Raw genomic sequence first — 20,716 nt, forward strand, 5'->3', positions numbered from 1 at the left:
CAGTAAGCGTTAATAATTGCTTGTCTTGATTGCAGCAAATGTATTTTTTGTACATTGAGTACCTAAATACTGATTGCTATGTCTACAAGAAGGGATTTTTTAAAACAGTCGTCATTACTATCTGCAGCATTTTTTCTCCCCAACGATGAATTCTTCCAGTCGCAAAAGAATATCGGTTTACAGTTATATACACTTCGTAGTACTATAATGAAAGATCCCAAAGCTGTTCTCGCTTCCGTGGCAAAACTCGGATATAAGCAAGTGGAAACTTTTGGATATAATAAGGGAAAATGGTTCGGGCTTACACCAGAGGAATTGAAAGCAGTTCTTAAAGAAAACGGCCTTACATCACCAAGCGGTCATACTTTCGGCGGCGGTACATTTTTGAAAGATGGCTGGGAAGAAAACTGGAAACCGGCAGTAGCGGATTCTAAAGCGCTGGGGCAGGAATACATAGTCGTTCCTTATCTGGAGGACCCATTCAGAAGCATAGAAAATTATAAAAAGATTGCAGCTGCTTTAAACAAAGCCGGTGAAATAGCAAAAGCTGGTGGTAGTAAACTAGCCTATCATAATCATGATTTTGAGTTTGCAGAAAAAGACGGGCAAAAAGGAATTGATATTCTTCTGAAAGAAACTGATCCTAAGCTAGTACAATTTGAACTTGATATTTATTGGGCAGTTAAAGCAGGTTATGATCCAATCACCCTGTTTAAAGCAAGTCCGGGACGCTACGCAATGTGGCATGTCAAGGATATAGATAAAACAGAGAAGAAGTTTTTTACAGAAGTTGGAAACGGAAGTATTGACTGGAAACCAATCTTTGCAGCCGCTAAAACAAGTGGCATGAAGTATTTCTTCGTTGAACAGGATGTTACCCCGGGTGATCCAATGGAAAGTATTTCAAAAAGTATCAACTATCTTAAAACCAGTGTACTTTAACCAGTACTTCAAACAAATATATAATGCCAAACCGTCGGAACTTCCTGCAAAACTCGGCTACTCTGCTTGCGGGTGGATCGTTAATCTCAGCTTTAGATAACCAGGCTTTTGCTTATTTTAAGAATCGTATAATGCCTGCGGACCAGGTAAATATCGGCGCCATTGGAATCAATGGTATGGGCTGGTCAAATGTAAAATCCGCAATGAAAATTCCCGGCGTTAATATCGTTGCACTTTGCGATGTTGATAAAAACGTAGTGGACAAGCGACTTGCTGAACTTGGTACCATGGGTAAGGATATGTCGAAAGTAAAAACTTACGGCAACTATAAACAACTGCTCGATAATAAAGACGTTGATGCGGTGATTATTGGTACACCCGACCACTGGCATGCACTGATCATGATTCATGCTGTTGAAGCAGGTAAAGATGTATACGTAGAAAAGCCAGTCGGAAATTCAATTGAAGAATGCCGTCTGATGGTTGCTGCCCAGGTTAAATACAACAAGATTGTTCAGGCAGGACAATGGCAGAGAAGTCAAAAACATTTCCGTGATGCAGTTGATTATATCAGGACCGGCAAACTTGGAAATATCCGTACTGTGAAAGTATGGTGTTACCAGGGTTGGATGAAACCCGGACCGGTTGTTCCTGACACAGCGCCACCAGCAGGCGTTGATTATGATATGTGGCTCGGACCCGCCAAAAAACGAGCTTTCAATGAAAGTCGCTTCCACTTTAATTTTCGCTGGTTCTGGGATTATGCCGGCGGCCTGATGACCGATTGGGGCGTACACCTGATGGACTATGCAATTTTTGGAATGGATGCCCCGGTACCAAAAACAGTATCTGCACTGGGCGGTCCTTTTGCTTATCCTGAGCTATACCAGGAAACACCAGACACGATGGGAGCACTCTACGAGTTTCCGAAGTTCAACCTGATTTGGGATCATGCAATGGGAATTGACAATGGTCTCTTTAGAAAGGACCACGGTATCGCATTTATTGGTAACAACGGAACTCTTGAGCTTGACCGTGGTGGTTGGGAAGTAATGGAAGAAAAGAACAGTAAGAACAAGGCTTTTGTTGAACGGGTTAAACCATCAGACAATGGCCTGGACGAACACTGGAAAAACTTTATTGGCGCGGTGAAATCCAGAAAACAAAGCGATCTTAATTGCCCAATTGCAACCGGTGCGCATATCGCTACCGTTTGTCAGTTGGGAAATATTGCGTTCAGGAGCCAGCAGAAATTGACCTGGGATAGTGCTAAAGAAAAGTTTACGGATGATAAGATTAACAAGGAATATTTATATGCCAAATATCAGAATGGCTATAAACTTCCGAAAGTATAAATATGTCAAGGTTTTTAAGAATAGATCTTTAAGGCATACTTAATAAAGTATCGAAGTTGAAAATAATCATAACATAAAAACAAAGCCGGCTATCTGGGCCGGCTTTGTTTTTATGCTGTCAATAGAAACTACAGCGCTTTAATTTTAATATTTTTATACCAGACTTTATTGCCGTGATCCTGTAAGCCAATGCGGCCGGTTTTAAATGTTCCGAAGTCGCTCCATTTTTTGAACTTGCTCTTAGCCACCATTTTCTTCCAGTTCTCATCCCACAAAGTCGTCGACATTACTTTTGTTCCATTGAGGAAATATTCAAGATTGCCATCTTTGGAAATTATTTCAACATGATTCCATTGAAGAGCAGGTTTTACGGTTTCGGGTGAACTGCTTACCAGGTCATACAAATCACCCGCACGGTGTTTGATGATCTTTGCGTCGGGATGTTTTGCATTATCCAGCACCTGCATTTCAAGACCGGTATGATATGACCTTTCATATTTTTTATCTTCTTTTACATATTGCAGGATACCGCTATTACCTGCGTTATCGACTCTCCAGTCAAGTTTAAGATGGAAATTCCCATATTCATCAGTCGTCAGCATATCACCTCCACCAGTTGTCTGACCATCGTTTGTTTCTTTTGGATCAAGGTGAATGGTTCCATCAACTATTTTCCATGCACTGCCATCCGCAGCGTTATTATATATATGAAAGCCATCTTTTGTTTTTCCATCAAACAATAATTTGAAACCTTCACCTTGTTCGGCGGCAGTCAGACTGTTATCAGTCGTATCCGTATCTGAAACGGGCATAGATTCAGTTTTATTTGCAGTTGAATCTGAGCTATCGGTCTTTGCCGAAGATTCAGATTCCGGTGAATTGCATCCGGTTAAAATGGCAAGGGATAAGGCAAGAATATAAATTTTCATATGCATATTGTTTTTGATGCGATTGAACTGAGGGCGCCTTAATTATTTTAACTTAAATCAAATCTGTCTGATCTTTATATTCCTGAACCAGACTTTATTTCCATGGTCCTGCAGATCAAACCGGCCTTTTCGGAAAGTGCCGAAATCATTTAATGTTTTGAATTTGCTTCTGCTGATCATGTCTCTCCAGTTTTCATCCCACATAGTTGTTGACACCACAGTAGTGCCATTAACTTTCAACTCAAGTTTTGAGTTATTTGAAATGATTTCAATTGTGCTCCACTCAGTCGCCGGTAATGAAGCTACTGGTTTTGCTGAAATCATATCATACAAATCACCTGAACGGTGTTTAATGTTTTTCGCATCAGGATGAGATGTATTATCAATCATTTGCATCTCAGGCCCGGTGTAATAAGCATATTTGTATTTAGGATCTTCCTGCGCGAGGAACATGATGCCGCTGTTACCGCCTGCTTCAAGTTTCCAGTCAAGTTTCAGATGAAAGTTTTCAAACTCTCCATCACTCACAATGTCACCAGTACCGTCTTTTACAGATGGATCAAAATGAAGTGTGCCATCAACAACCTTCCAGGCAGAGCCATCTGATTTTTTATTATAAACATGCCAGCCTGTTTTTGTTTTACCATCAAATAACAACTTCCAGCCAGCAGACTTTTCCGCTTTTGAAAGTGTGTTGGGGGCAGCAGTTGAGTTATCAGCAGAGGATCCGGATTTTTTAGATGAACTGCATGATGCTAGCACCACCAGTGCCACGCCATAGAATAACTTATGCATTATTGGTTTTTATTTGTTTTTAAGGGACAGAATATATCTAACCATTTCTTTTGCATCTTCAGGAGTAATAGATGGATGCGGAGTCATGGCAACTGCACCCCAGACACCACTACCACCTTCAATGATCTTCTTTGAAAGTAGTTCGATGTTGGCATCAGTTGGTTCATATTTTACAGCAACATCTTTGTAAGATGGTCCGGTCAGTTTTTCGTTTATCTTATGACAGGTTAAGCAATCTGACCCCGCTATCAGTTCGACAGCTTTAGCGTATTTGGCTTCGTCGTCAGCCGCCGGTGTAGCTGCAGCTTCAGGCGCTTTTTCTTCTGTCTTTTTTTCCTCACCGGAGTTACACGCAAAAATCACCAGTGCAATACCAAGCGTTACAAAAATCTTTTTCATGAAATTGTTGTTTAAAAATGATTGTTATCTGGTTCTGAACGACCGTTCAGCTTTACTTTTTATATTATCCAAAATTAAACCACGAAGTTACTTCAAACCCAATACAGACCGGTTAAATTTTTCATCACTGCCGGTGCCTGCAAAATCATCAAAGGCTTTTTCTGTAACCCTGATAATATGATCCTTAATAAATATAGCACCTTCTTTTGCGCCGTCTTCCGGATGTTTGATGCAACATTCCCATTCCAAAACCGCCCAGCCATCGAAATCGTAAGCTGCAAGCTTGCTGAATATCGATTTAAAATTTACCTGCCCATCACCAAGCGACCTGAACCTGCCTGCGCGATTGATCCAGCTCTGGTATCCGCCATAAACACCTTGTTTGCCGGTTGGATTGAACTCTGCATCTTTCACATGGAACATGCGGATCTTTTCGTGGTAATGGTCGATAAATGATAAGTAATCCAGGCACTGCAAAACATAGTGACTCGGATCATAGAGTATACAGGCCCTATTATGGTTGTTGGTATGTTCGAGGAACAGCTCGAATGTAATACCATCATGAATATCTTCACCGGGATGTATTTCATAACACAGATCAACACCGTTGTTATCGAATTCATTCAAAATCGGTATCCAGCGTTTTCCAAGTTCGCCAAAGCCGGTTTCCACCAGGCCTGCAGGACGCTGTGGCCATGGGTATACAGTAGGCCATAAGAGTGCGCCACTAAAAGTAGCGTGTGCATTCAAACCCAGGTTCCGGGAAGCTTTTGCGGCATACATCAATTGTTGGACTGCCCATTCCTGGCGCGCCTTCGGGTTATTCCGGACCGATTCCGGTGCAAATCCATCAAACTGGGCATCAAATGCCGGATGTACAGCAACGAGCTGTCCTTGTAAATGGGTTGAGAGTTCGGTAATCTCGAGACCGGCAGCATTTACGGTACCTTTCAGTTCATCAGCATAGGTTTTGCTTTCAGCTGCTTTTTTGAGATCTATAAGTCTTGGGTCCCAGGTAGGTATCTGAACGCCTTTAAACCCGAGACTTCCTGCCCATTTACAGATCGACTCCAATGAATTAAATGGTGCCGCGTCTCCTACAAATTGTGCCAGGAAGATTCCAGGTCCTTTTAATGTCTTCATACAAATGTCTTCTTTTATTAAGCTAATAATTAATACTTCTCCAGGATCTATATTATTATATATACGCGATCAATATTCATGTCTTCGTGTGAGCATGACAGTTATTCCTCGAACTTTGTCCACTTTTGGGTGCTTTCGTTGCTGGAAACAACCGTATTGATGAAGCCCATACCGCGGATTCCGTCTTCAACGCGTGGAAAATCCAGCATTTCAGTAGTGGGTTCTGTTCCATCCATCTTAGCACCTAGTGTTAAAGCAAAATTGCGGTATATATTTCCGAATGCTTCCAGATAACCTTCGGGATGTCCGCCTGGTGTACGGCAGTTTCCTGTTGCAAACTTCGACAAACGATCGGTATAGCCGGAGCCTGCTCTTAGTATCTGAGCCGGAGCATCAAGCCATTTAACCAACAGGGTATTCGGTTCATGCTGGGCCCATTCTATTCCACCCTTTTCACCATAGACACGTATTTTAAGGGCATTTTCTTCACCTGCAGCCACCTGTGACGCCATTAATACACCGGCTGCGCCGTTATCAAATTTCAACAATACATTGCCATCATCGTCAAGCGCCCTGCCGTCTACCATGATATTAAGGTCAGCACAAAGATGAGTTATCTTCAGGCCAGATACGTACTCAGCAAGTTGCCATGAATGCGTACCAATATCACCCATGGCACCGCTCTTGCCCGATTTTTTTGGATCAGTTCTCCAGGCTGCCTGTGCGTTACCTTCTCTTTCAGACAATTTACTTAACCATCCCTGAGGGTATTCTACCCACACTTTGCGGATCTTGCCTAATACTCCATCTTTTATCATTGCCCTTGCCTGTTTAACCATTGGATAACCAGAGTAGGTATGAGTGAGACAAAGCGTTAAACCGGTTTCATCAACCTTTTGTTTTAACTGCTTCGCTTCTTCTATTGTAAGCGTGATGGGCTTTTCTATTACTACATGAAAACCATTTTCGAGCGCCATCAGTGCAGGTGCAAAATGCGCGAAATTCGGAGTTACGATGGTTACAAAATCCATTCTTTTGTCGGCCGGCAACGCTTTCTCCTTGTTGATCATTTCATCATAAGTGAGATATGTTCTGTCTTCCGGAAGAAATAGTTCCTTACCTGATTGTTTCGCTATCTCTGGATTGATACTTAATGCACCGCAAGCGATTTCAATGAGACCATCCATATTGGCAGCAATTCTGTGAATGGATCCAATGAAGGCATCCTTGCCTCCACCGACCATTCCCATTCGTAGTTTTCTGTTCATGAAAAAAGTATTAGAAAAGTTTAAAAGAAATGAGTTTTAAAAATAAAAAAATTACATTTACGACAATGATTTCATTTTAAGGTTTCTGATGTATGTTACAAGTCATATTGAAAATCTTCATCGTAACGGGGTAAAGTTAAGGTGGATAGATTGAAACTTTCAAATAATCAGATCCGGCGATTTTAGTATTAAACCAAAAACTCTTGCCATGTCAACAACAATACAACGCGACAAACTTTTTGTCGCCTCTTGTTTAGCACTTCTGGTCACTTCATTATCATTTGGCATCCGCGCCGGTATACTCGGGACGCTCGGAGAAACATTCGCACTTTCAAAATCAGAACTTGCTTCAATTACTGCAACTGCTTTCTGGGGCTTTCCACTTGCGGTGATTATTGGTGGCCTGGTAGTAGACATTATCGGTATGAAAAAACTGCTTGTGCTTGCCTTCATTTTCCACCTGGCAGGCATCGTCCTGACTGTTATGGCAAAGGGATATTGGCCGCTTTTTTTATCAACCTTACTTATCGGTATAGCGAATGGCACAGTAGAAGCAGCGTGTAACCCATTGGTAGCTTCACTGTACACAGACAACAAAACAACGAAACTTAACCATTTCCATCTTTGGTTCCCGGGAGGCATTTTTATAGGTACGCTCATTGTGTTTTTGTATAACAAGGCAGGCATTGGAAGTATCGCAGGCCTCGACCCCTGGCAGGTACAGGTTTCAATTATGCTGATACCTACTCTTATTTACGGGTATCTGTTTTCCAAATTGAAATTCCCGGTAACGGAGCGGGTAGCTGCGGGGGTATCAACCGTCGATATGTACAAATCGTTACTTAATCCCTTGTTCCTTTTCATGATCATCTGTATGTTCATGACGGCGATCACAGAACTTTTTACCGGGCAATGGATTGATGTTCTATTAAAAGGTGTAACTGACAACGCGATTCTGATATTAACACTCACCACAGGTATCATGGCAGTTGGTCGCGGCTTTGCGAAGCCGGTGGTAAAACGGTTCTCTCCGCAGGGTTTACTGCTGCTCTCTTCTATTTTTGCTGCAGTCGGTTTGTACATGCTGGGACACAGTACAGGTAATACATTGTACCTCGCTGCATTTATTTTTGGTATCGGTGTTTGTTATTTCTGGCCAACTATGATTGGTTTCGTGGCCGAAAATCTCCCGAAGACCGGAGCCGTTGGGCTAAATCTGATGGGCGGTGCAGGCATGTTGGCTGTATCGGTCTACACCTTATTCATGGGTGGATTTTACGACCGTATCGTTGTAAATAAATTGCCGGCCAACGCGGACATGGCCGCTTACAGTACAGCACCTGCCGGCTCTGAAATGGCAACAGCGATGGACGCGGCTAAACACGCAGCCGGCCCGGAAGTACTTAACGCAACACTGATACTTCCCATAATCCTGATCCTTGCCTTTTCAGGATTAATTTTTTATATGCGTGGACGGAAAAAGACAGAAAAGTTAACGCCCGCAGCAGCCATGCATTAAGAACAGTTTAAGAATAAATGAAAGTAACCGCAGATTTTTAATGTTAAAACGGCCGCGTTTCAGTATTTTAATGTCATCATTTTGTAATTTCCATCCGCAATGAGTGCTCAATCGCCAAATAAACAATCCCGCAGAAATGCGCTCAAAAACTTAATGGCCGGTACTGCCGCTATTGGTACCGCTGGAATGTTAAGTTCTTTTTCAGAAGATCAGGTTCAAAATTCATTCAAATTGAAAGGCAACATAAATCACTCCGTTTGTCGATGGTGTTATAATACAGTTCCATTAGAAGAGTTTTGTGCAGCAGTCAAAAAGATGGGCATAAACGCTATTGACCTTGTTGGTCCGAATGACTGGCCTATGCTAAAGAAATATGATCTTTATTCATCAATGTGCAACGGTGCCGAAATCAGTATTGACGATGGCTGGAATGATCCCCAATTTCATGATCGGCTGGTTCAAAAATATACGGAGATGATTCCTCTTGTTGCAAAGGCAGGATATAAAAACCTGATTTGTTTCAGTGGGGCGAGACGAGGCAAAGATGATGAGACCGGATTAAAGAATTCAACTGATGGTCTCAAAAAAATCATGTCGATCGCTGAACAAAATAAAGTGACGGTCATTATGGAATTGCTTAACAGCAAGGTTAATCATAAGGACTATCAATGTGATAAATCTCCATGGGGAATTGAACTTGTAAAAAGAATCGGCTCTCCTAATTTCAGTTTGTTATATGATATCTATCACATGCAGATCGATGAAGGCGATGTAATAAGCACTATAAAAACAGGGCACCAATACTTCGCTCACTACCACACCGGCGGAGTTCCCGGCAGACATGAAATAGATGAAACCCAGGAACTTTACTATCCCGCGATTATGAATGCAATCGTCAAAACAGGATTCAAAGGTTATGTTGCCCAGGAATTCATTCCCGATAGAAAAACAAATGAAGAAAGATTAGCCTCATTGCAAAAGGCAGTGGGCATATGCGATGTCTGACAAATAATAAATACCAATAGACAAGCGTTTTCTTTTTCGGATTGCAAATAAATATTTAAACAAACAACTGCTTTATCAAATCGTAAACAAGAATTATGGCAGACAATACATATGACGCGATTGTTGTAGGTTCAGGAATCAGCGGCGGCTGGGCAGCGAAAGAACTTGCAGAAAAAGGACTGAAAGTTTTAATGCTGGAACGGGGCGAAGATATTAAACATATCAAAGACTATAAATCCGCCAATACCAATCCATGGGAATTTCCACACAGGGGCGGCAGAACCCAGCAAATGATCAAGGATTATCCAGTTCTTAAAAGGGATTATCCGCTGAATGAAATGAACCTTAATTACTGGACAAACGATAAGGATTGCCCATATACTGAAACAAAAAGGTTTGACTGGTACCGCGGCTATCATGTTGGTGGCAGGTCGCTTATGTGGGGGAGACAAAGTTATCGTCTCAGTGAAATGGATTTTGAAGCGAATGCAAAGGATGGTATAGCTACCGACTGGCCGATCCGATATAGTGATCTTGATAAGTGGTATAGCTATGTAGAAAAATTTGCAGGTATCAGCGGTAACCGTGATGGTCTTGCGCAATTACCCGATGGCGAATTCCAAAAGCCAATGGATCTGAACGTCGTTGAAAAAGATGCGGCAGCCAGGCTAAAAAAAGCGTTTAATGGTGAACGTTTGCTTACCATTGGCCGTGTTGCCAATATCACCCAGCCACTGCCTGGCAGAACAAACTGCCAGTACCGGAACAAATGCTGGCTGGGTTGTCCATTCGGAGCTTATTTTAGTACTCAATCCTCCACTTTGCCCGCCGCAGTAGCTACTGGGAATCTTACACTCCGTCCCTGGTCTATTGTTACAAAGGTGCTGTATGATAAAGATGCTAAAAAAGCAACAGGGGTTGAGGTGCTTGATGCTGAAACCAACAAAACAATTGAATATAAATCTAAGATCGTATTTCTATGTGCATCAGCTGTGAATTCGACCTGGGTACTTTTTAATTCTGCAACGGATATCTGGCCCGGCGGACTTGGAAGCAGCAGTGGTGAACTTGGTCATAATCTAATGGACCACCACTTCCGTGTACACTCTTCTGGTACCATGCCTGGCTTTGATGATAAATATTATTATGGCCGTAGACCAACAGGATTCTATATTCCACGTTTCAGAAATCTTGGTTCGGAGAAAAGAGATTATATCCGTGGTTTTGGTTACCAGGGTGCGGCAAGCCGTTCAGGCTGGAGCCGTAATGTCGCAGAATTAGGTATTGGAGCCAATCTGAAAGAAACACTTTCGGAACCAGGGCCATGGATTCTTGGTATGACCGCGTTCGGGGAAACATTACCATATCACGAAAATAAAATCAGCCTCGATAAAAATACGAAAGACAAATGGGGACTACCGGTCATTGCCTTTGACGCCGAAATCAAAGACAATGAAAAGAAAATGCGGATCGATATGCTCCAGGATGGCAAGGATATGCTGGCTGCGATGGGCGCAACCGATATCAACGGGGTTGATGGTGAATACGCACTCGGTATGGGTATTCATGAAATGGGTACTGCGCGTATGGGAACCAGTCCCAAAAATTCAGTTCTCAACAAACACAACCAGGTTTGGGATTGCACAAATGTATTCGTAACTGATGGCGCCTGTATGACATCTGCTGCCTGCCAGAATCCATCGTTGACTTATATGGCGCTCACTGCACGCGCAGCGGAATATGCAGTTCAGGAACTGAAAAAAGGAAATATCTGATCACCAAAGAAAAAAACACTGTATGAACAGACGTGATGCGCTTTCAAGAGTCGCTCTATTGTTGGGCGGAACTATTATAGGAGGAACTCTTTTTCTCGAGGGTTGTAAACCCGGCGATAAAAAATATGGTACCGCTGAAACTTTTACACCGGATGATATCGCTTATCTCGATGAAATTTCTGAAACAATCATTCCAACAACCAATACCCCGGGTGCAAAGGCAGCGAAGGTTGGTACGTTTATGACGGTCATGGTGAACGATTGCTATGATGAGAAAGATCAGAAGATTTTCAAAGAAGGGATGGGTAAACTGAATGCTGCCAGCGATAAAAAATTCAATAGCGGATTCATGGACATCGCTCCTGCACAACGCACCGAATTATTGACCGAAATTGATAAGGAGCAAAATGCATATAACAAATCCAAAAAGAAAGAAGACCCTAATCACTATTTCAGAATGTTGAAAGAACTGACGCTGATCGGGTACTTCACATCAGAAGTAGGTGCAACACAGGCATTGAGATATCTGCCGGTACCTGGCCGTTATGATGGAGACGTACCTTATAAGAAAGGCGATAAGGCCTGGGCCACATCTTAATATCAGTCAAATATTATTCATCCTTTTTATTGATGGTCTGTTCGGAGCAATCCGGCGGGCCATCTTTTTTTTAAATATCTTTAGTACAAAAGTTCCGACATGAAATTATTATCAATCGTATTTGCCATGTTTATCTCTGTGATTGTTTCCGCTCAATCAGGTGATGAAGCTGCCATCAGGAAGATACTTAAGGAACAGACTGAATCATGGAACCAGGGAAATATCGAGGAGTTTATGAAGGGATACTGGAAGAACGATTCACTGATGTTTATCGGATCAAACGGCATCACTTATGGTTTTCAGAACACGCTTAATAATTACAGGAAAAATTATAACAGCCCGGACAAGATGGGTACACTGAGTTTTAAATTGCTTAAGTTACAGCAATTATCTCCGGAATATTATTTTGTAGTAGGCAAATGGGCCCTGACAAGGAAGGCGGGAAATGTTGGCGGGCACTATGACCTTATCTTCAGAAAAATAAATGGTACCTGGGTTATCATATCTGACCATAGCAGTTAAACTTCCCACTAAAAAAATTCAAGCCCTTTCATGCCTGTTTGCTTCATTTTCATTCACAGTCAAATCTGTGTTCTTCGGCCACCAGGTTCTTATCAAATAGCGGATCAATAGACCGATACTTAGCACAAACCACAGATAGAAGATAATGTTACCTGTTGATGGAACATCTTCAAACAACAAAAGGCCTAAATAGATACCAAGAGTCATATTTATAAACAGCCATAACAACCCTGCCGTTAAAGATCGTACAACACGCAACAGGAACTGTTTTGCATCTTCTTCCATTACCAAATTTACTGTTATCTTACTTCACCAGCAACTCGCGGAATGCGGCTGAATCACCACTGAAAACATTGAAATCCACTTTATGAAATATGCCATTGACCCTGCCTTGCTCGCTGTGTTGCCAGAATATCCAGGATCGGTGGATACGAGGTCTCTCTTTTTGAAGATAATGGGCAACCCATAGAGGATATTCATCAAACTCGTCTTTCAGGTATTGTTTGTAGAAATCAACATTCGTATAAATTATCGGCCGCACACCATAATAGTTCTCAATAACCACCAGCCATTCTTTAACACGTTCCCTGATTTTTATACCCGGAACTCCAAATGTTTTTTCGACATCCAGCACGGGTGGAAGGTCGCCGGTACTGAGATCCACTGTTGAAATAAAGTTTTCAGCCTGGAGTTTCCCGCTTTTCGAAGCCAGGAAAAAGTGATAGGCACCCCTCGTAACCCCGGCATCTTTGGTGCGACGCCAGTTCTGCCGGAACCTCGGATCCCGGTTGCCAATCCCTTCAGTTGCCTTAATAAATCCAAAGCCAATTTTGATATTATTTACTTCCATATCCCGGACGCTCTCCCAATCTATCACCTGTTGGTACTTAGAAACATCAATGCCATGAATTGTATAATTTATAGGCATGTCAATCCCAAATGCCTCGTACATCACAAAATGGGCTTTGCGACCCAACCACCATTCCCTAAGGGTAAATATGATCATGATGGCAATGCCGGCCACAATAATTCCGGTAAATATTTTCCAGCCGCGGTTCCCGCCCGTGTTTTTTGCCATACTATTTCGCAAATATAGGTCGCGCCGCCATTTATACCCGCCAGCTTCTATCAGCAAATATGGACCTATCAGCAGATGATAACCTCAATTAAAATGTTACAGATCAAACGGATGTGGGGCGAACAACCAATTCACTTAAGCGTTAAATGCCAGATAATATTGTCCTTTCCATCCCGGTGGAGTATTTTTATACCTGTATGCCGCAATTCAACTGGAACGATAGTGTGAATTTGATATCGAAGCTTACGCCGCGCCGCGCATTGAATGCAGGCAAAGTACTGGCAAGCTATTATCTTAGTAAGATTTCCCGTCGTCCGGTACAGTGGGGCTACCCGATTTCGATATCATTTGAACCAACAACATCCTGCAATCTCCGTTGTCCTGAATGCCCAAGCGGACTCAGAGCCTTTACGAGACCTACCGGTATGCTTCAGAATGATTTTTTCAGGGATACCATCGATCAGTTATCAAAAGAACTGATGTACCTGGTATTTTATTTCCAGGGGGAACCGTATTTAAATCCTTCCTTTTTAGATATGGTTGCTTATGCGAGGGGTAAAGGGATCTATACTGCCACTTCAACAAATGCTCATTACCTGAATGATACCAACGCAAGGAAAACCGTTGAAAGCGGGCTTGACCGGTTAATCATTTCGATAGACGGCACCACACAGGATGTATACCAACAGTACCGCATCGGTGGAAAGCTGGAAAAAGTGCTCGAGGGGGCACGAAATATCGTAAAATGGAAAAAAGAGTTGAAGAGCAAAACGCCTTTTGTGTTTTTCCAGTTCCTGGTTGTTAAACCTAATGAGCACCAGGTAAATGAAATTACCAGGCTTGCTGCCGAGATTGGCGTAGATGAAGTAAGATTCAAAACGGCCCAGGTGTATGATTTTGAAAACGATCCAAATAAGTTAATCCCGACAACCCAGAAATTTAGCCGGTATAAAAAAAATGAAGAGGGAAGGTACCAGGTAAAAAATTCTCTTCAGAATCATTGCTGGAGATTATGGCATGCTACCGTAATTAGCTGGGACGGGCTGGTAGTTCCATGCTGTTTCGACAAAGATGCCCAACACCGGCTAGGCGATCTTAAAGGGAAACCTTTCAAAGAAATCTGGCATAATGATGCTTATATCGACTTTAGAACCAAAATGCTCAAAAGTCGAAAAGATATCGACATCTGCTCAAACTGCAGTGAAGGAACAAAGGTCTGGGGTTAACAGCTGGGACTAGCAGTGTTATTTATACATATTAATCTGTGTATTTCATAACTCATAACTCATAATTCATAATTCTCTTTTGATTGTCTTATTTCATTAAATTTGTCATTACTATTTATTGATATTTGTAATGAGTCTAGAAACGGATATACAACAAACCAGGTTTAGGAATGAGTACCAGAAAACGGTTATCAACCTGGTATACACATATAACTGGGTCAGCGAACAAAACAAAAAATTCTTCGAAAGAGAGGACATTACCTCTCAACAATTTAATATTCTCCGTATTCTCCGGGGTGCAGGCAAGCCTTTATCAACCCTCCAGATAAGGCAGAGGATGCTTGATAAAATGAGCGACACCAGCCGCATCGTGGACCGCCTCGTCAAAAAAGGACTGGTCAAAAAAGTGGTTTGTAAGAGTGATCGCCGCCTTGTAGATGTTTCTATTTCTGAACAGGGGCTGGAACTACTGGAAAAGCTTGACCTGTCCAGCGATGAGATGGATTCTGTTCTCAATAAACTCTCCATTAATGAAGCAGAGATGCTAAATGGATTACTTGACAAAATCAGGAGCGCAGATTAATTGCTTATTATTCCCTTCTTCCAAAATTAAATGGGCGCTTCAACCGGCTGTTTAACAATCTCTTTCTGTTACAAGCCTTAATTTTGGCGCATGATTCGTTTACTTATGAAACAGGTTATTCTGGCTCTGTACTTTATCTTATTTATCCAGGTTTGTGTACTTGCACAGCCAAAATATGAACTAAGGGCAGCCTGGATTGCTACAGTTGACAATATCGACTGGCCCTCAAAAGGAAATTATAATACCGAAAGTCAAAAACAGGAATATATTAAACTGCTTGATATGCATCAGCGTAACGGCATGAATGCTGTTGTCGTGCAGGTCAGGCCATGTACTGATGCGTTTTATCCTTCGCCTTTCGAGCCGTGGAGCGAATGGCTGACAGGAAAACAGGGAAAGCCCCCGTATCCATATTATGATCCAATGCAGTTTATGATAGAAGAGGCTCATAAAAGAGGCATGGAGTTTCACGCATGGTGCAATCCCTACAGGGCCGAATTTAATATCGGTAAATCTTCTATTGCCCCGGATCATGTAACTAAAACACATCCGGAGTGGTTTCTTAGTTATGGAGGAAAGCGATATTTTGATCCGGGTAACAAGGAGGCACAGCAATTCACTGTGGCAGTTATCCGTGATATCGTGAGTCGATATGATGTGGACGCTATTCATTTTGACGATTATTTCTACCCATACCGGGTGCCTGGAAAGGCATTTCCGGATGATGTGTCATTTAAAAAATATGGCAATGGAATGAGTCTTGACGAATGGAGAAGAAGCAATGTTGATTCAATAATTGTTCACCTTAATAAGGCGATCAAAGAAGAAAACCCGGATTGCCGATTTGGTATCAGCCCATTTGGTGTATGGAGAAACAGTGACAAGGATCCGGAAGGAAGTGCAACCAGGGCTGGTGTCACAAACTATGATGATCTTTATGCTGATATCCTTTTGTGGCTGAAAGAAGGTTGGATTGACTATGTTGCTCCGCAACTTTATTGGGAGTTTGGACATAGTGCTGCACCTTACGAAGTGTTGATTGACTGGTGGAGCAAGCACACCTTTGGAAAACATTGTTATATCGGTATCGGTATTTACCGCGCGGGAAGCAACACTGCCTGGAAAGATAAAAACCAGTTGCCAAAAATGATAAATGCGTTGAGAAGTTACCCGGAAATCCAGGGGGCGATTTATTTCAGCAGCAAATCCTTCGAGAAAAATCCAAATGGTTGGAATGATACTCTTCAAAACAATTATTACAAATACCCCGCAGTAATTCCTTCGATGAACTGGCTGGATACAATAAAGCCAATGAAGCCTATTGTTGTAAAAGTGAAGGATGAGTCCATGTCAACAGTTTTTGTGCTGGACATCAAAAAACATATTAAAAGTAAACCGATCAAGGGATATATAATTTATAGCTTTAGTGACGATGACCAGGTTCGTGATACGGAAGATCCGCGCAATATCTTACAAATTTCCTATACCAATGCCAGCGCCTCTGTGATGTTATCTTCAGCTTCAAATAAAAATAAGATCCTCGCAGTAAGTACGTTGGACATTAATAATAATGAAAGTGAACTGGAACTTGTTCCTTGAAATGGTCGGAATAAAAATGATCATAATTTTAGTATAAAAACATTTTCTCAAAGAGTTAATAATCGTTTCATCTAAACTTAACTGTTTGAGTTTTGTTTTTATGGATTCAGGACCGAACTTCGATGGCGATGGCGGGCAGGTTAAACAAGTTTCAGGGTTAAAGAATTATTGCGTGTTACTGACGCATAAAAAAGGGATTAGCACTATGTCCCTGTAACTGAAGAAAAGTGAAGCAATTTTGATGGCATAAATTTTTAATAACCGTGTTGTTAATAATTATGTTCTCATTTAATTAGTCTAATAATTTATAAGTGTCAATCATGTTGGAATTAACAAAAACAGCCGACAGTGCTGCGGATTTTTTAAAAGAGATTGGAATAGCCGAGAATCATCTTAATGATAACCTGCGATTACTGGCCCAGACGAACAGCCGTTATCTGAGGGATTTAAAGAATAATGTTACGCATGCTTTGCAGGCGGTGACGCTCGTAAAAAAGGAAGCTTATTTGCTTGCACTGGCAGTAGCAATAAATGAAAAAAACGCCGTTCTGGGCAAGCTGTTTTCGGAAAATGCAAAAACTGAAGGAGCTACCGATGAAGAGCTTGCTGAGATATTAAGTTGTACCAGCCTGTTAAGCGCAAATAATGTTTACTACAGGTTTAAACATTTCATGAAAGACGAGTACTATACTAATGCACAGGCTGGAATCAGGATGAACATAATGTCTAACCCGGTACTTGGGAAAGAGTTTTTTGAATTAACCAGCCTTGTGGTGAGCGCCATCAATGGATGCGAGCTATGCGTTACATCTCATGAAAAAGCATTGTTGGGGCATGGCACAAATAAACAGCGGATTCACGACGCGGTTAGGCTAGGTTCAGTTGTACGGAGCTTAAGTTTGGTGTTGTAAAGAAATTCAACCAGAACAATCAGTTGTATAAAAAAAGCCGGTTTTCACGAACCGGCTTTTTTAGATCAATATTTTTTAGACCAAAATTAACATAGCTAATATTTCTGTTCAAGTATATTACACTGTTCAAGTGAACCCAGCCTGAATCTCAATGGAAGTTTTACAGATTTTTCTATCTGCATTTCCTTTTTGCAGAAGAATCCGAATCCTTTGACATAGAGATCTTTTTGAAGTCCGGCGATGATAGGCGTTGCCTGCGTTCCTCCGATACTGAACCGGGGTATTGAGCCGGCTGCGGAAAACTGAGTTCCATTCGACGCAATGGTAAAAAATGTCAACCTGGAAGGTTTATTTTTTATTGTGTCTGTTTGCCTGGGGATCCGCTGAAATGCAGGCTGCTGGCCATACAAAACCCCGCAAACCAGCGTTAATATTAAAACAACAATATTTTTACGATATCCTTTATACACCTTACGGTAAATGTACGTAAATTTACGGCTTGATTTTTGTGGCAGGCGCGGATTTTTATTATTTAACCTAAATAGATAAGGGGCTAACTCCCTGGACGAGATGGCATTAGGACAAAGCTTACAGCAGAAATTATTACAGAAGCTCTCCCCTCAACAGATTCAGTTAATGAAGCTGTTGCAGGTACCTACTGCAAATCTGGAAGAAAGGATTAAGGAAGAACTGGAGGAAAATCCGGCACTTGAGGTTACAGATAGTGATCATGACGATCAATTCGACGATCCAAAAGATGAGTTTGATAGTTCGGATGATGAGGATTTTGAGCGTGACGGCAGTGAAGAAGAGTATGGTAACCTTGATTTAAGTGAATATGTCGGAGATGAGGATGGTGAGATTGCCGATTACAAGATGAAGGATGATAATTATCCTGAACTTGACGAAAACAAGGTTGTTCCTTATAAAGTAGAAACAAGCTTTATTGAGCATATGCTCGAACAGCTTGGCATGCTTAAGCTCGGAGAGAAGGAAACAAAAATTGCAGAGCAGATTGTGGGCAGTATTGATGATGACGGTTACCTGCGTCGTGATACCGCCGCTATAGTTGATGATCTTGCTTTCAGACAAAACATTGAAAGCAATGAAGCCGAAGTAGAAGCGATCATCCAGCTAATCCAGCAGTTTGATCCACCAGGAGTTGCTGCAAGAAACCTACAGGAATGCCTGTTGCTTCAACTCAACCGTCAGAAAAGGCAAAACAAGGAAGTCGAAAAAGCTATCGAAGTTCTCACACTCTATTTCGATGAGTTTACCAAGAAACACTATGATAAGATTCAGCGCGGCCTTGGCCTTACTGATGATGATTTGAAAGACGTTATCACTCAGATCATAAGATTAACGCCGAAACCAGGCGGCAATCACGACAGCATTAATAAAGCTGAATCTTATGTCGTTCCCGATTTTTTTATCTACAACAACAGCGGAAAGCTTGAGTTGACGCTCAATTCCAAAAATGCACCTGATCTCCGGATAAGTGAGGGTTATCGGGATATGTTAAGGGAATATGACCGGGGAAGTAAAAAAGATAAGAGGCAGAAAGAAGCCGTAATCTTCATCAAGCAAAAAATTGATGCAGCAAAATGGTTTATTGATGCAATCAAACAAAGACAACATACGCTGAGCAGTGTGATGGAAACCATAATGGATTACCAGCACGATTTTTTTCTGACCGGGGATGAAACTTCATTGAGACCAATGATCCTGAAAGATATTGCAGAACGAACCATGCTCGATATCTCTACCGTGAGTCGTGTGGCCAACAGCAAATTTGTTCAAACGGAATTTGGTACTTACCGCCTTAAATTTTTCTTCAGCGAATCACTGAGTACTGACAGCGGCGAAGAAGTATCAACAAGGGAAGTAAAAAAGATACTGAGCGATATGATTGAGGGCGAAAGCAAAAAGAAGCCTTTAAGTGATGAAAAACTTACTGAGTTGCTGCAGGAAAAAGGATATAATATTGCACGCAGAACGGTCGCGAAATACCGCGAGCAATTAAACATACCGGTGGCCCGTCTGAGAAAAGAACTATAGCAGCTTGGTTGAGAGTAATAGAGATTTGAAAAAAGAATGATAACAGTTCAACGAAACTATAATAGTGGCCGTGCCGAAAATAAATGATAATGGAAAATTCTCCAGCTACTAATGGAACTCTTGCCGCCGAATTGCCCCGCCGTGGGCCTATTGGGGGTCCGCAGCCACTGCCCCTGCGTTTTTTTGGACACCTCATTTCTTATATTTTTCATCCATTGTTTATTCCGGTTTATGTAACCGCGTTTTTACTTTATATCGAACCCTATGCTTTTGCGGGTCTTGACCCGAGACAAAAGACCTTCAAGCTCGTTTCTGTTTTTTTTAATACCACCTTCCTACCTGGTTTTGCGGTGTTCCTGATGTACCGACTGAAACTTATCAAATCGATGTACCTGCAAACTCAGAGAGAAAGAATCATCCCTTATGCAGTTGCCATGGTTTTTTATTTCTGGGTCTGGTATGTTTCAAAAAATCAAACGGAAAACCCCGAGATATTCAAAGTGTTTTTGTTAGGAACCTTTCTTGCTGTTTGCGCAACCTGGATGCTTAACATCAACTCGAAGATAAGTATGCATAGTACGGCTATGGGAGGACTTATGTGTTTTGCATTACTATTAAGTTTCAATACCCAGGACCCAAGCGGCCTATATCTCGCCGTAGCAATTTTCATCGCCGGCCTGGTTTGTACTGCCAGATTTCTTGTTTCCGATCATTCGCGCCCGGAAATATACTTGGGGCTCGCTAGTGGGATAATAACTCAACTAATAGCATATTGGCTTTGAATTCAGTTGTGAGTTGTGAGTTGTGAGTGGTGAGTGGTAAGTGAAGTGCTTGAATTATTAGATGAGTACAAAAAAGAACTCATAACTTAACTCACCACTTTTATATAACTTCTTTCACCGAGCTCAATCATGCTGCTTGGTTTGTTAATTTAGCGAGTTTTTTTTCTAAGGTAGCTATTTGTTGTTTCCGTTGTTTTTCTTTGTATTCATCCATGTTGACGGGCATAAA

At 41.7% G+C, this 20,716-nt stretch carries 21 protein-coding genes; 13 read left to right on the top strand and 8 right to left on the bottom strand.

The features are described from left to right. Positions 1–78 precede the first annotated feature (78 nt). Together VK664_RS13325 and VK664_RS13330 are read left to right on the top strand one after the other, a co-directional pair. The gene (locus VK664_RS13325) at positions 79–942 is read left to right on the top strand and encodes a sugar phosphate isomerase/epimerase family protein (RefSeq protein ID WP_461399163.1); all 864 of its coding nucleotides are present in this window, start codon (positions 79–81) and stop codon (positions 940–942) included. A gap of 23 nt (positions 943–965) precedes the next feature. Beyond that, on the top strand, positions 966–2,297 hold the full coding sequence (locus VK664_RS13330; protein ID WP_461399164.1) for a Gfo/Idh/MocA family protein: 1,332 nt from the start codon (positions 966–968) through the stop codon (positions 2,295–2,297). Between the two features lie 128 nt (positions 2,298–2,425). Here the strand turns inward: VK664_RS13330 and VK664_RS13335 are convergent, their stop codons facing one another. From VK664_RS13335 to VK664_RS13355, 5 genes are all read right to left on the bottom strand, one after another. Then, positions 2,426–3,226, bottom strand: a complete 801-nt coding sequence (locus tag VK664_RS13335) for a 3-keto-disaccharide hydrolase (RefSeq protein WP_461399165.1) — start codon at positions 3,224–3,226, stop codon at positions 2,426–2,428. A gap of 57 nt (positions 3,227–3,283) precedes the next feature. Continuing rightward, entirely contained in the window at positions 3,284–4,021 is a 738-nt protein-coding gene (locus VK664_RS13340; RefSeq protein ID WP_461399166.1) for a 3-keto-disaccharide hydrolase, read from the bottom strand. Positions 4,022–4,030: 9 nt separating this feature from the next. After that, positions 4,031–4,420, bottom strand: a complete 390-nt coding sequence (locus tag VK664_RS13345; protein ID WP_461399167.1) for a c-type cytochrome — start codon at positions 4,418–4,420, stop codon at positions 4,031–4,033. An 87-nt stretch (positions 4,421–4,507) separates the two neighbouring features. Continuing rightward, complete coding sequence (locus VK664_RS13350) at positions 4,508–5,563, bottom strand: sugar phosphate isomerase/epimerase family protein (RefSeq protein WP_461399168.1); 1,056 nt, start codon at positions 5,561–5,563, stop codon at positions 4,508–4,510. A gap of 101 nt (positions 5,564–5,664) precedes the next feature. Further along, a complete protein-coding gene (locus tag VK664_RS13355) occupies positions 5,665–6,831 on the bottom strand; it encodes a Gfo/Idh/MocA family protein (RefSeq protein WP_461399169.1) in 1,167 nt (388 codons plus the stop codon). 208 nt (positions 6,832–7,039) lie between these two features. On the opposite strand from VK664_RS13355, the gene VK664_RS13360 reads away from it, so the two are divergent. The 5 genes from VK664_RS13360 (at position 7,040) to VK664_RS13380 (ending at position 12,250) form a co-directional block, all read left to right on the top strand. Next, complete coding sequence (locus VK664_RS13360) at positions 7,040–8,350, top strand: MFS transporter (RefSeq protein WP_461399170.1); 1,311 nt, start codon at positions 7,040–7,042, stop codon at positions 8,348–8,350. A 99-nt stretch (positions 8,351–8,449) separates the two neighbouring features. After that, on the top strand, positions 8,450–9,355 hold the full coding sequence (locus VK664_RS13365; protein ID WP_461399171.1) for a hydroxypyruvate isomerase family protein: 906 nt from the start codon (positions 8,450–8,452) through the stop codon (positions 9,353–9,355). Between the two features lie 95 nt (positions 9,356–9,450). After that, a complete protein-coding gene (locus tag VK664_RS13370; protein ID WP_461399172.1) occupies positions 9,451–11,130 on the top strand; it encodes a GMC oxidoreductase in 1,680 nt (559 codons plus the stop codon). A gap of 22 nt (positions 11,131–11,152) precedes the next feature. Further along, positions 11,153–11,728: a gluconate 2-dehydrogenase subunit 3 family protein gene (locus tag VK664_RS13375; RefSeq protein ID WP_461399173.1), complete on the top strand. Its 576-nt coding sequence runs from the start codon at positions 11,153–11,155 to the stop codon at positions 11,726–11,728. Between the two features lie 99 nt (positions 11,729–11,827). Continuing rightward, entirely contained in the window at positions 11,828–12,250 is a 423-nt protein-coding gene (locus VK664_RS13380) for a YybH family protein (RefSeq protein WP_461399174.1), read from the top strand. A gap of 18 nt (positions 12,251–12,268) precedes the next feature. Here the strand turns inward: VK664_RS13380 and VK664_RS13385 are convergent, their stop codons facing one another. Both VK664_RS13385 and VK664_RS13390 read right to left on the bottom strand, forming a co-directional pair. Then, entirely contained in the window at positions 12,269–12,535 is a 267-nt protein-coding gene (locus VK664_RS13385) for a hypothetical protein (protein WP_461399175.1), read from the bottom strand. Between the two features lie 19 nt (positions 12,536–12,554). After that, positions 12,555–13,328 carry a glycoside hydrolase family 25 protein gene (locus tag VK664_RS13390; RefSeq protein ID WP_461399176.1) on the bottom strand — a complete coding sequence of 258 codons (774 nt, stop codon included), beginning with the start codon at positions 13,326–13,328 and terminating at the stop codon, positions 12,555–12,557. 146 nt (positions 13,329–13,474) lie between these two features. On the opposite strand from VK664_RS13390, the gene VK664_RS13395 reads away from it, so the two are divergent. The 4 genes from VK664_RS13395 (at position 13,475) to VK664_RS13410 (ending at position 17,647) form a co-directional block, all read left to right on the top strand. Further along, positions 13,475–14,554, top strand: a complete 1,080-nt coding sequence (locus tag VK664_RS13395; protein WP_461399177.1) for an SPASM domain-containing protein — start codon at positions 13,475–13,477, stop codon at positions 14,552–14,554. Positions 14,555–14,684: 130 nt separating this feature from the next. Then, positions 14,685–15,137 carry a MarR family winged helix-turn-helix transcriptional regulator gene (locus VK664_RS13400; RefSeq protein WP_461399178.1) on the top strand — a complete coding sequence of 151 codons (453 nt, stop codon included), beginning with the start codon at positions 14,685–14,687 and terminating at the stop codon, positions 15,135–15,137. Between the two features lie 90 nt (positions 15,138–15,227). Next, a complete protein-coding gene (locus VK664_RS13405; protein WP_461399179.1) occupies positions 15,228–16,736 on the top strand; it encodes a glycoside hydrolase family 10 protein in 1,509 nt (502 codons plus the stop codon). 320 nt (positions 16,737–17,056) lie between these two features. Further along, on the top strand, positions 17,057–17,647 hold the full coding sequence (locus tag VK664_RS13410) for a carboxymuconolactone decarboxylase family protein (RefSeq protein ID WP_461399180.1): 591 nt from the start codon (positions 17,057–17,059) through the stop codon (positions 17,645–17,647). A gap of 95 nt (positions 17,648–17,742) precedes the next feature. On the opposite strand, the gene VK664_RS13415 is transcribed toward VK664_RS13410, so the two are convergent. After that, positions 17,743–18,117 (bottom strand): hypothetical protein, encoded by a 375-nt coding sequence (locus VK664_RS13415; protein ID WP_461399181.1) that lies wholly within the window; start codon positions 18,115–18,117, stop codon positions 17,743–17,745. A 100-nt stretch (positions 18,118–18,217) separates the two neighbouring features. Here VK664_RS13415 and rpoN point away from each other — a divergent pair, with 100 nt between their 5' ends. Continuing rightward, entirely contained in the window at positions 18,218–19,705 is a 1,488-nt protein-coding gene (gene rpoN, locus VK664_RS13420) for an RNA polymerase factor sigma-54 (protein ID WP_461399182.1), read from the top strand. Positions 19,706–19,794: 89 nt separating this feature from the next. Next, positions 19,795–20,487: a hypothetical protein gene (locus tag VK664_RS13425; RefSeq protein WP_461399183.1), complete on the top strand. Its 693-nt coding sequence runs from the start codon at positions 19,795–19,797 to the stop codon at positions 20,485–20,487. The last annotated feature ends 229 nt before the right edge of the window (positions 20,488–20,716 follow it).

This window comes from Flavitalea sp. (assembly GCF_035489435.1).
In the GTDB taxonomy this organism is placed as follows: domain Bacteria; phylum Bacteroidota; class Bacteroidia; order Chitinophagales; family Chitinophagaceae; genus DATHKG01.

Bases quoted from the DNA above. Each gene is read 5' to 3' on its own strand.
- VK664_RS13360 (WP_461399170.1), top strand. From the start codon at position 7,040: ATGTCAACAACAATACAACGCGACAAACTTTTTGTCGCCTCTTGTTTA.
- VK664_RS13425 (WP_461399183.1), top strand. From the start codon at position 19,795: ATGGAAAATTCTCCAGCTACTAATGGAACTCTTGCCGCCGAATTGCCC.
- VK664_RS13400 (WP_461399178.1), top strand. From the start codon at position 14,685: ATGAGTCTAGAAACGGATATACAACAAACCAGGTTTAGGAATGAGTAC.
- VK664_RS13330 (WP_461399164.1), top strand. From the start codon at position 966: ATGCCAAACCGTCGGAACTTCCTGCAAAACTCGGCTACTCTGCTTGCG.
- VK664_RS13365 (WP_461399171.1), top strand. From the start codon at position 8,450: ATGAGTGCTCAATCGCCAAATAAACAATCCCGCAGAAATGCGCTCAAA.
- VK664_RS13385 (WP_461399175.1), bottom strand. From the start codon at position 12,535: ATGGAAGAAGATGCAAAACAGTTCCTGTTGCGTGTTGTACGATCTTTA.
- VK664_RS13405 (WP_461399179.1), top strand. From the start codon at position 15,228: ATGATTCGTTTACTTATGAAACAGGTTATTCTGGCTCTGTACTTTATC.
- VK664_RS13380 (WP_461399174.1), top strand. From the start codon at position 11,828: ATGAAATTATTATCAATCGTATTTGCCATGTTTATCTCTGTGATTGTT.
- VK664_RS13395 (WP_461399177.1), top strand. From the start codon at position 13,475: ATGCCAGATAATATTGTCCTTTCCATCCCGGTGGAGTATTTTTATACC.
- VK664_RS13410 (WP_461399180.1), top strand. From the start codon at position 17,057: ATGTTGGAATTAACAAAAACAGCCGACAGTGCTGCGGATTTTTTAAAA.
- VK664_RS13355 (WP_461399169.1), bottom strand. From the start codon at position 6,831: ATGAACAGAAAACTACGAATGGGAATGGTCGGTGGAGGCAAGGATGCC.
- VK664_RS13390 (WP_461399176.1), bottom strand. From the start codon at position 13,328: ATGGCAAAAAACACGGGCGGGAACCGCGGCTGGAAAATATTTACCGGA.
- rpoN (WP_461399182.1), top strand. From the start codon at position 18,218: ATGGCATTAGGACAAAGCTTACAGCAGAAATTATTACAGAAGCTCTCC.
- VK664_RS13335 (WP_461399165.1), bottom strand. From the start codon at position 3,226: ATGAAAATTTATATTCTTGCCTTATCCCTTGCCATTTTAACCGGATGC.
- VK664_RS13340 (WP_461399166.1), bottom strand. From the start codon at position 4,021: ATGCATAAGTTATTCTATGGCGTGGCACTGGTGGTGCTAGCATCATGC.
- VK664_RS13350 (WP_461399168.1), bottom strand. From the start codon at position 5,563: ATGAAGACATTAAAAGGACCTGGAATCTTCCTGGCACAATTTGTAGGA.
- VK664_RS13345 (WP_461399167.1), bottom strand. From the start codon at position 4,420: ATGAAAAAGATTTTTGTAACGCTTGGTATTGCACTGGTGATTTTTGCG.
- VK664_RS13370 (WP_461399172.1), top strand. From the start codon at position 9,451: ATGGCAGACAATACATATGACGCGATTGTTGTAGGTTCAGGAATCAGC.
- VK664_RS13375 (WP_461399173.1), top strand. From the start codon at position 11,153: ATGAACAGACGTGATGCGCTTTCAAGAGTCGCTCTATTGTTGGGCGGA.
- VK664_RS13325 (WP_461399163.1), top strand. From the start codon at position 79: ATGTCTACAAGAAGGGATTTTTTAAAACAGTCGTCATTACTATCTGCA.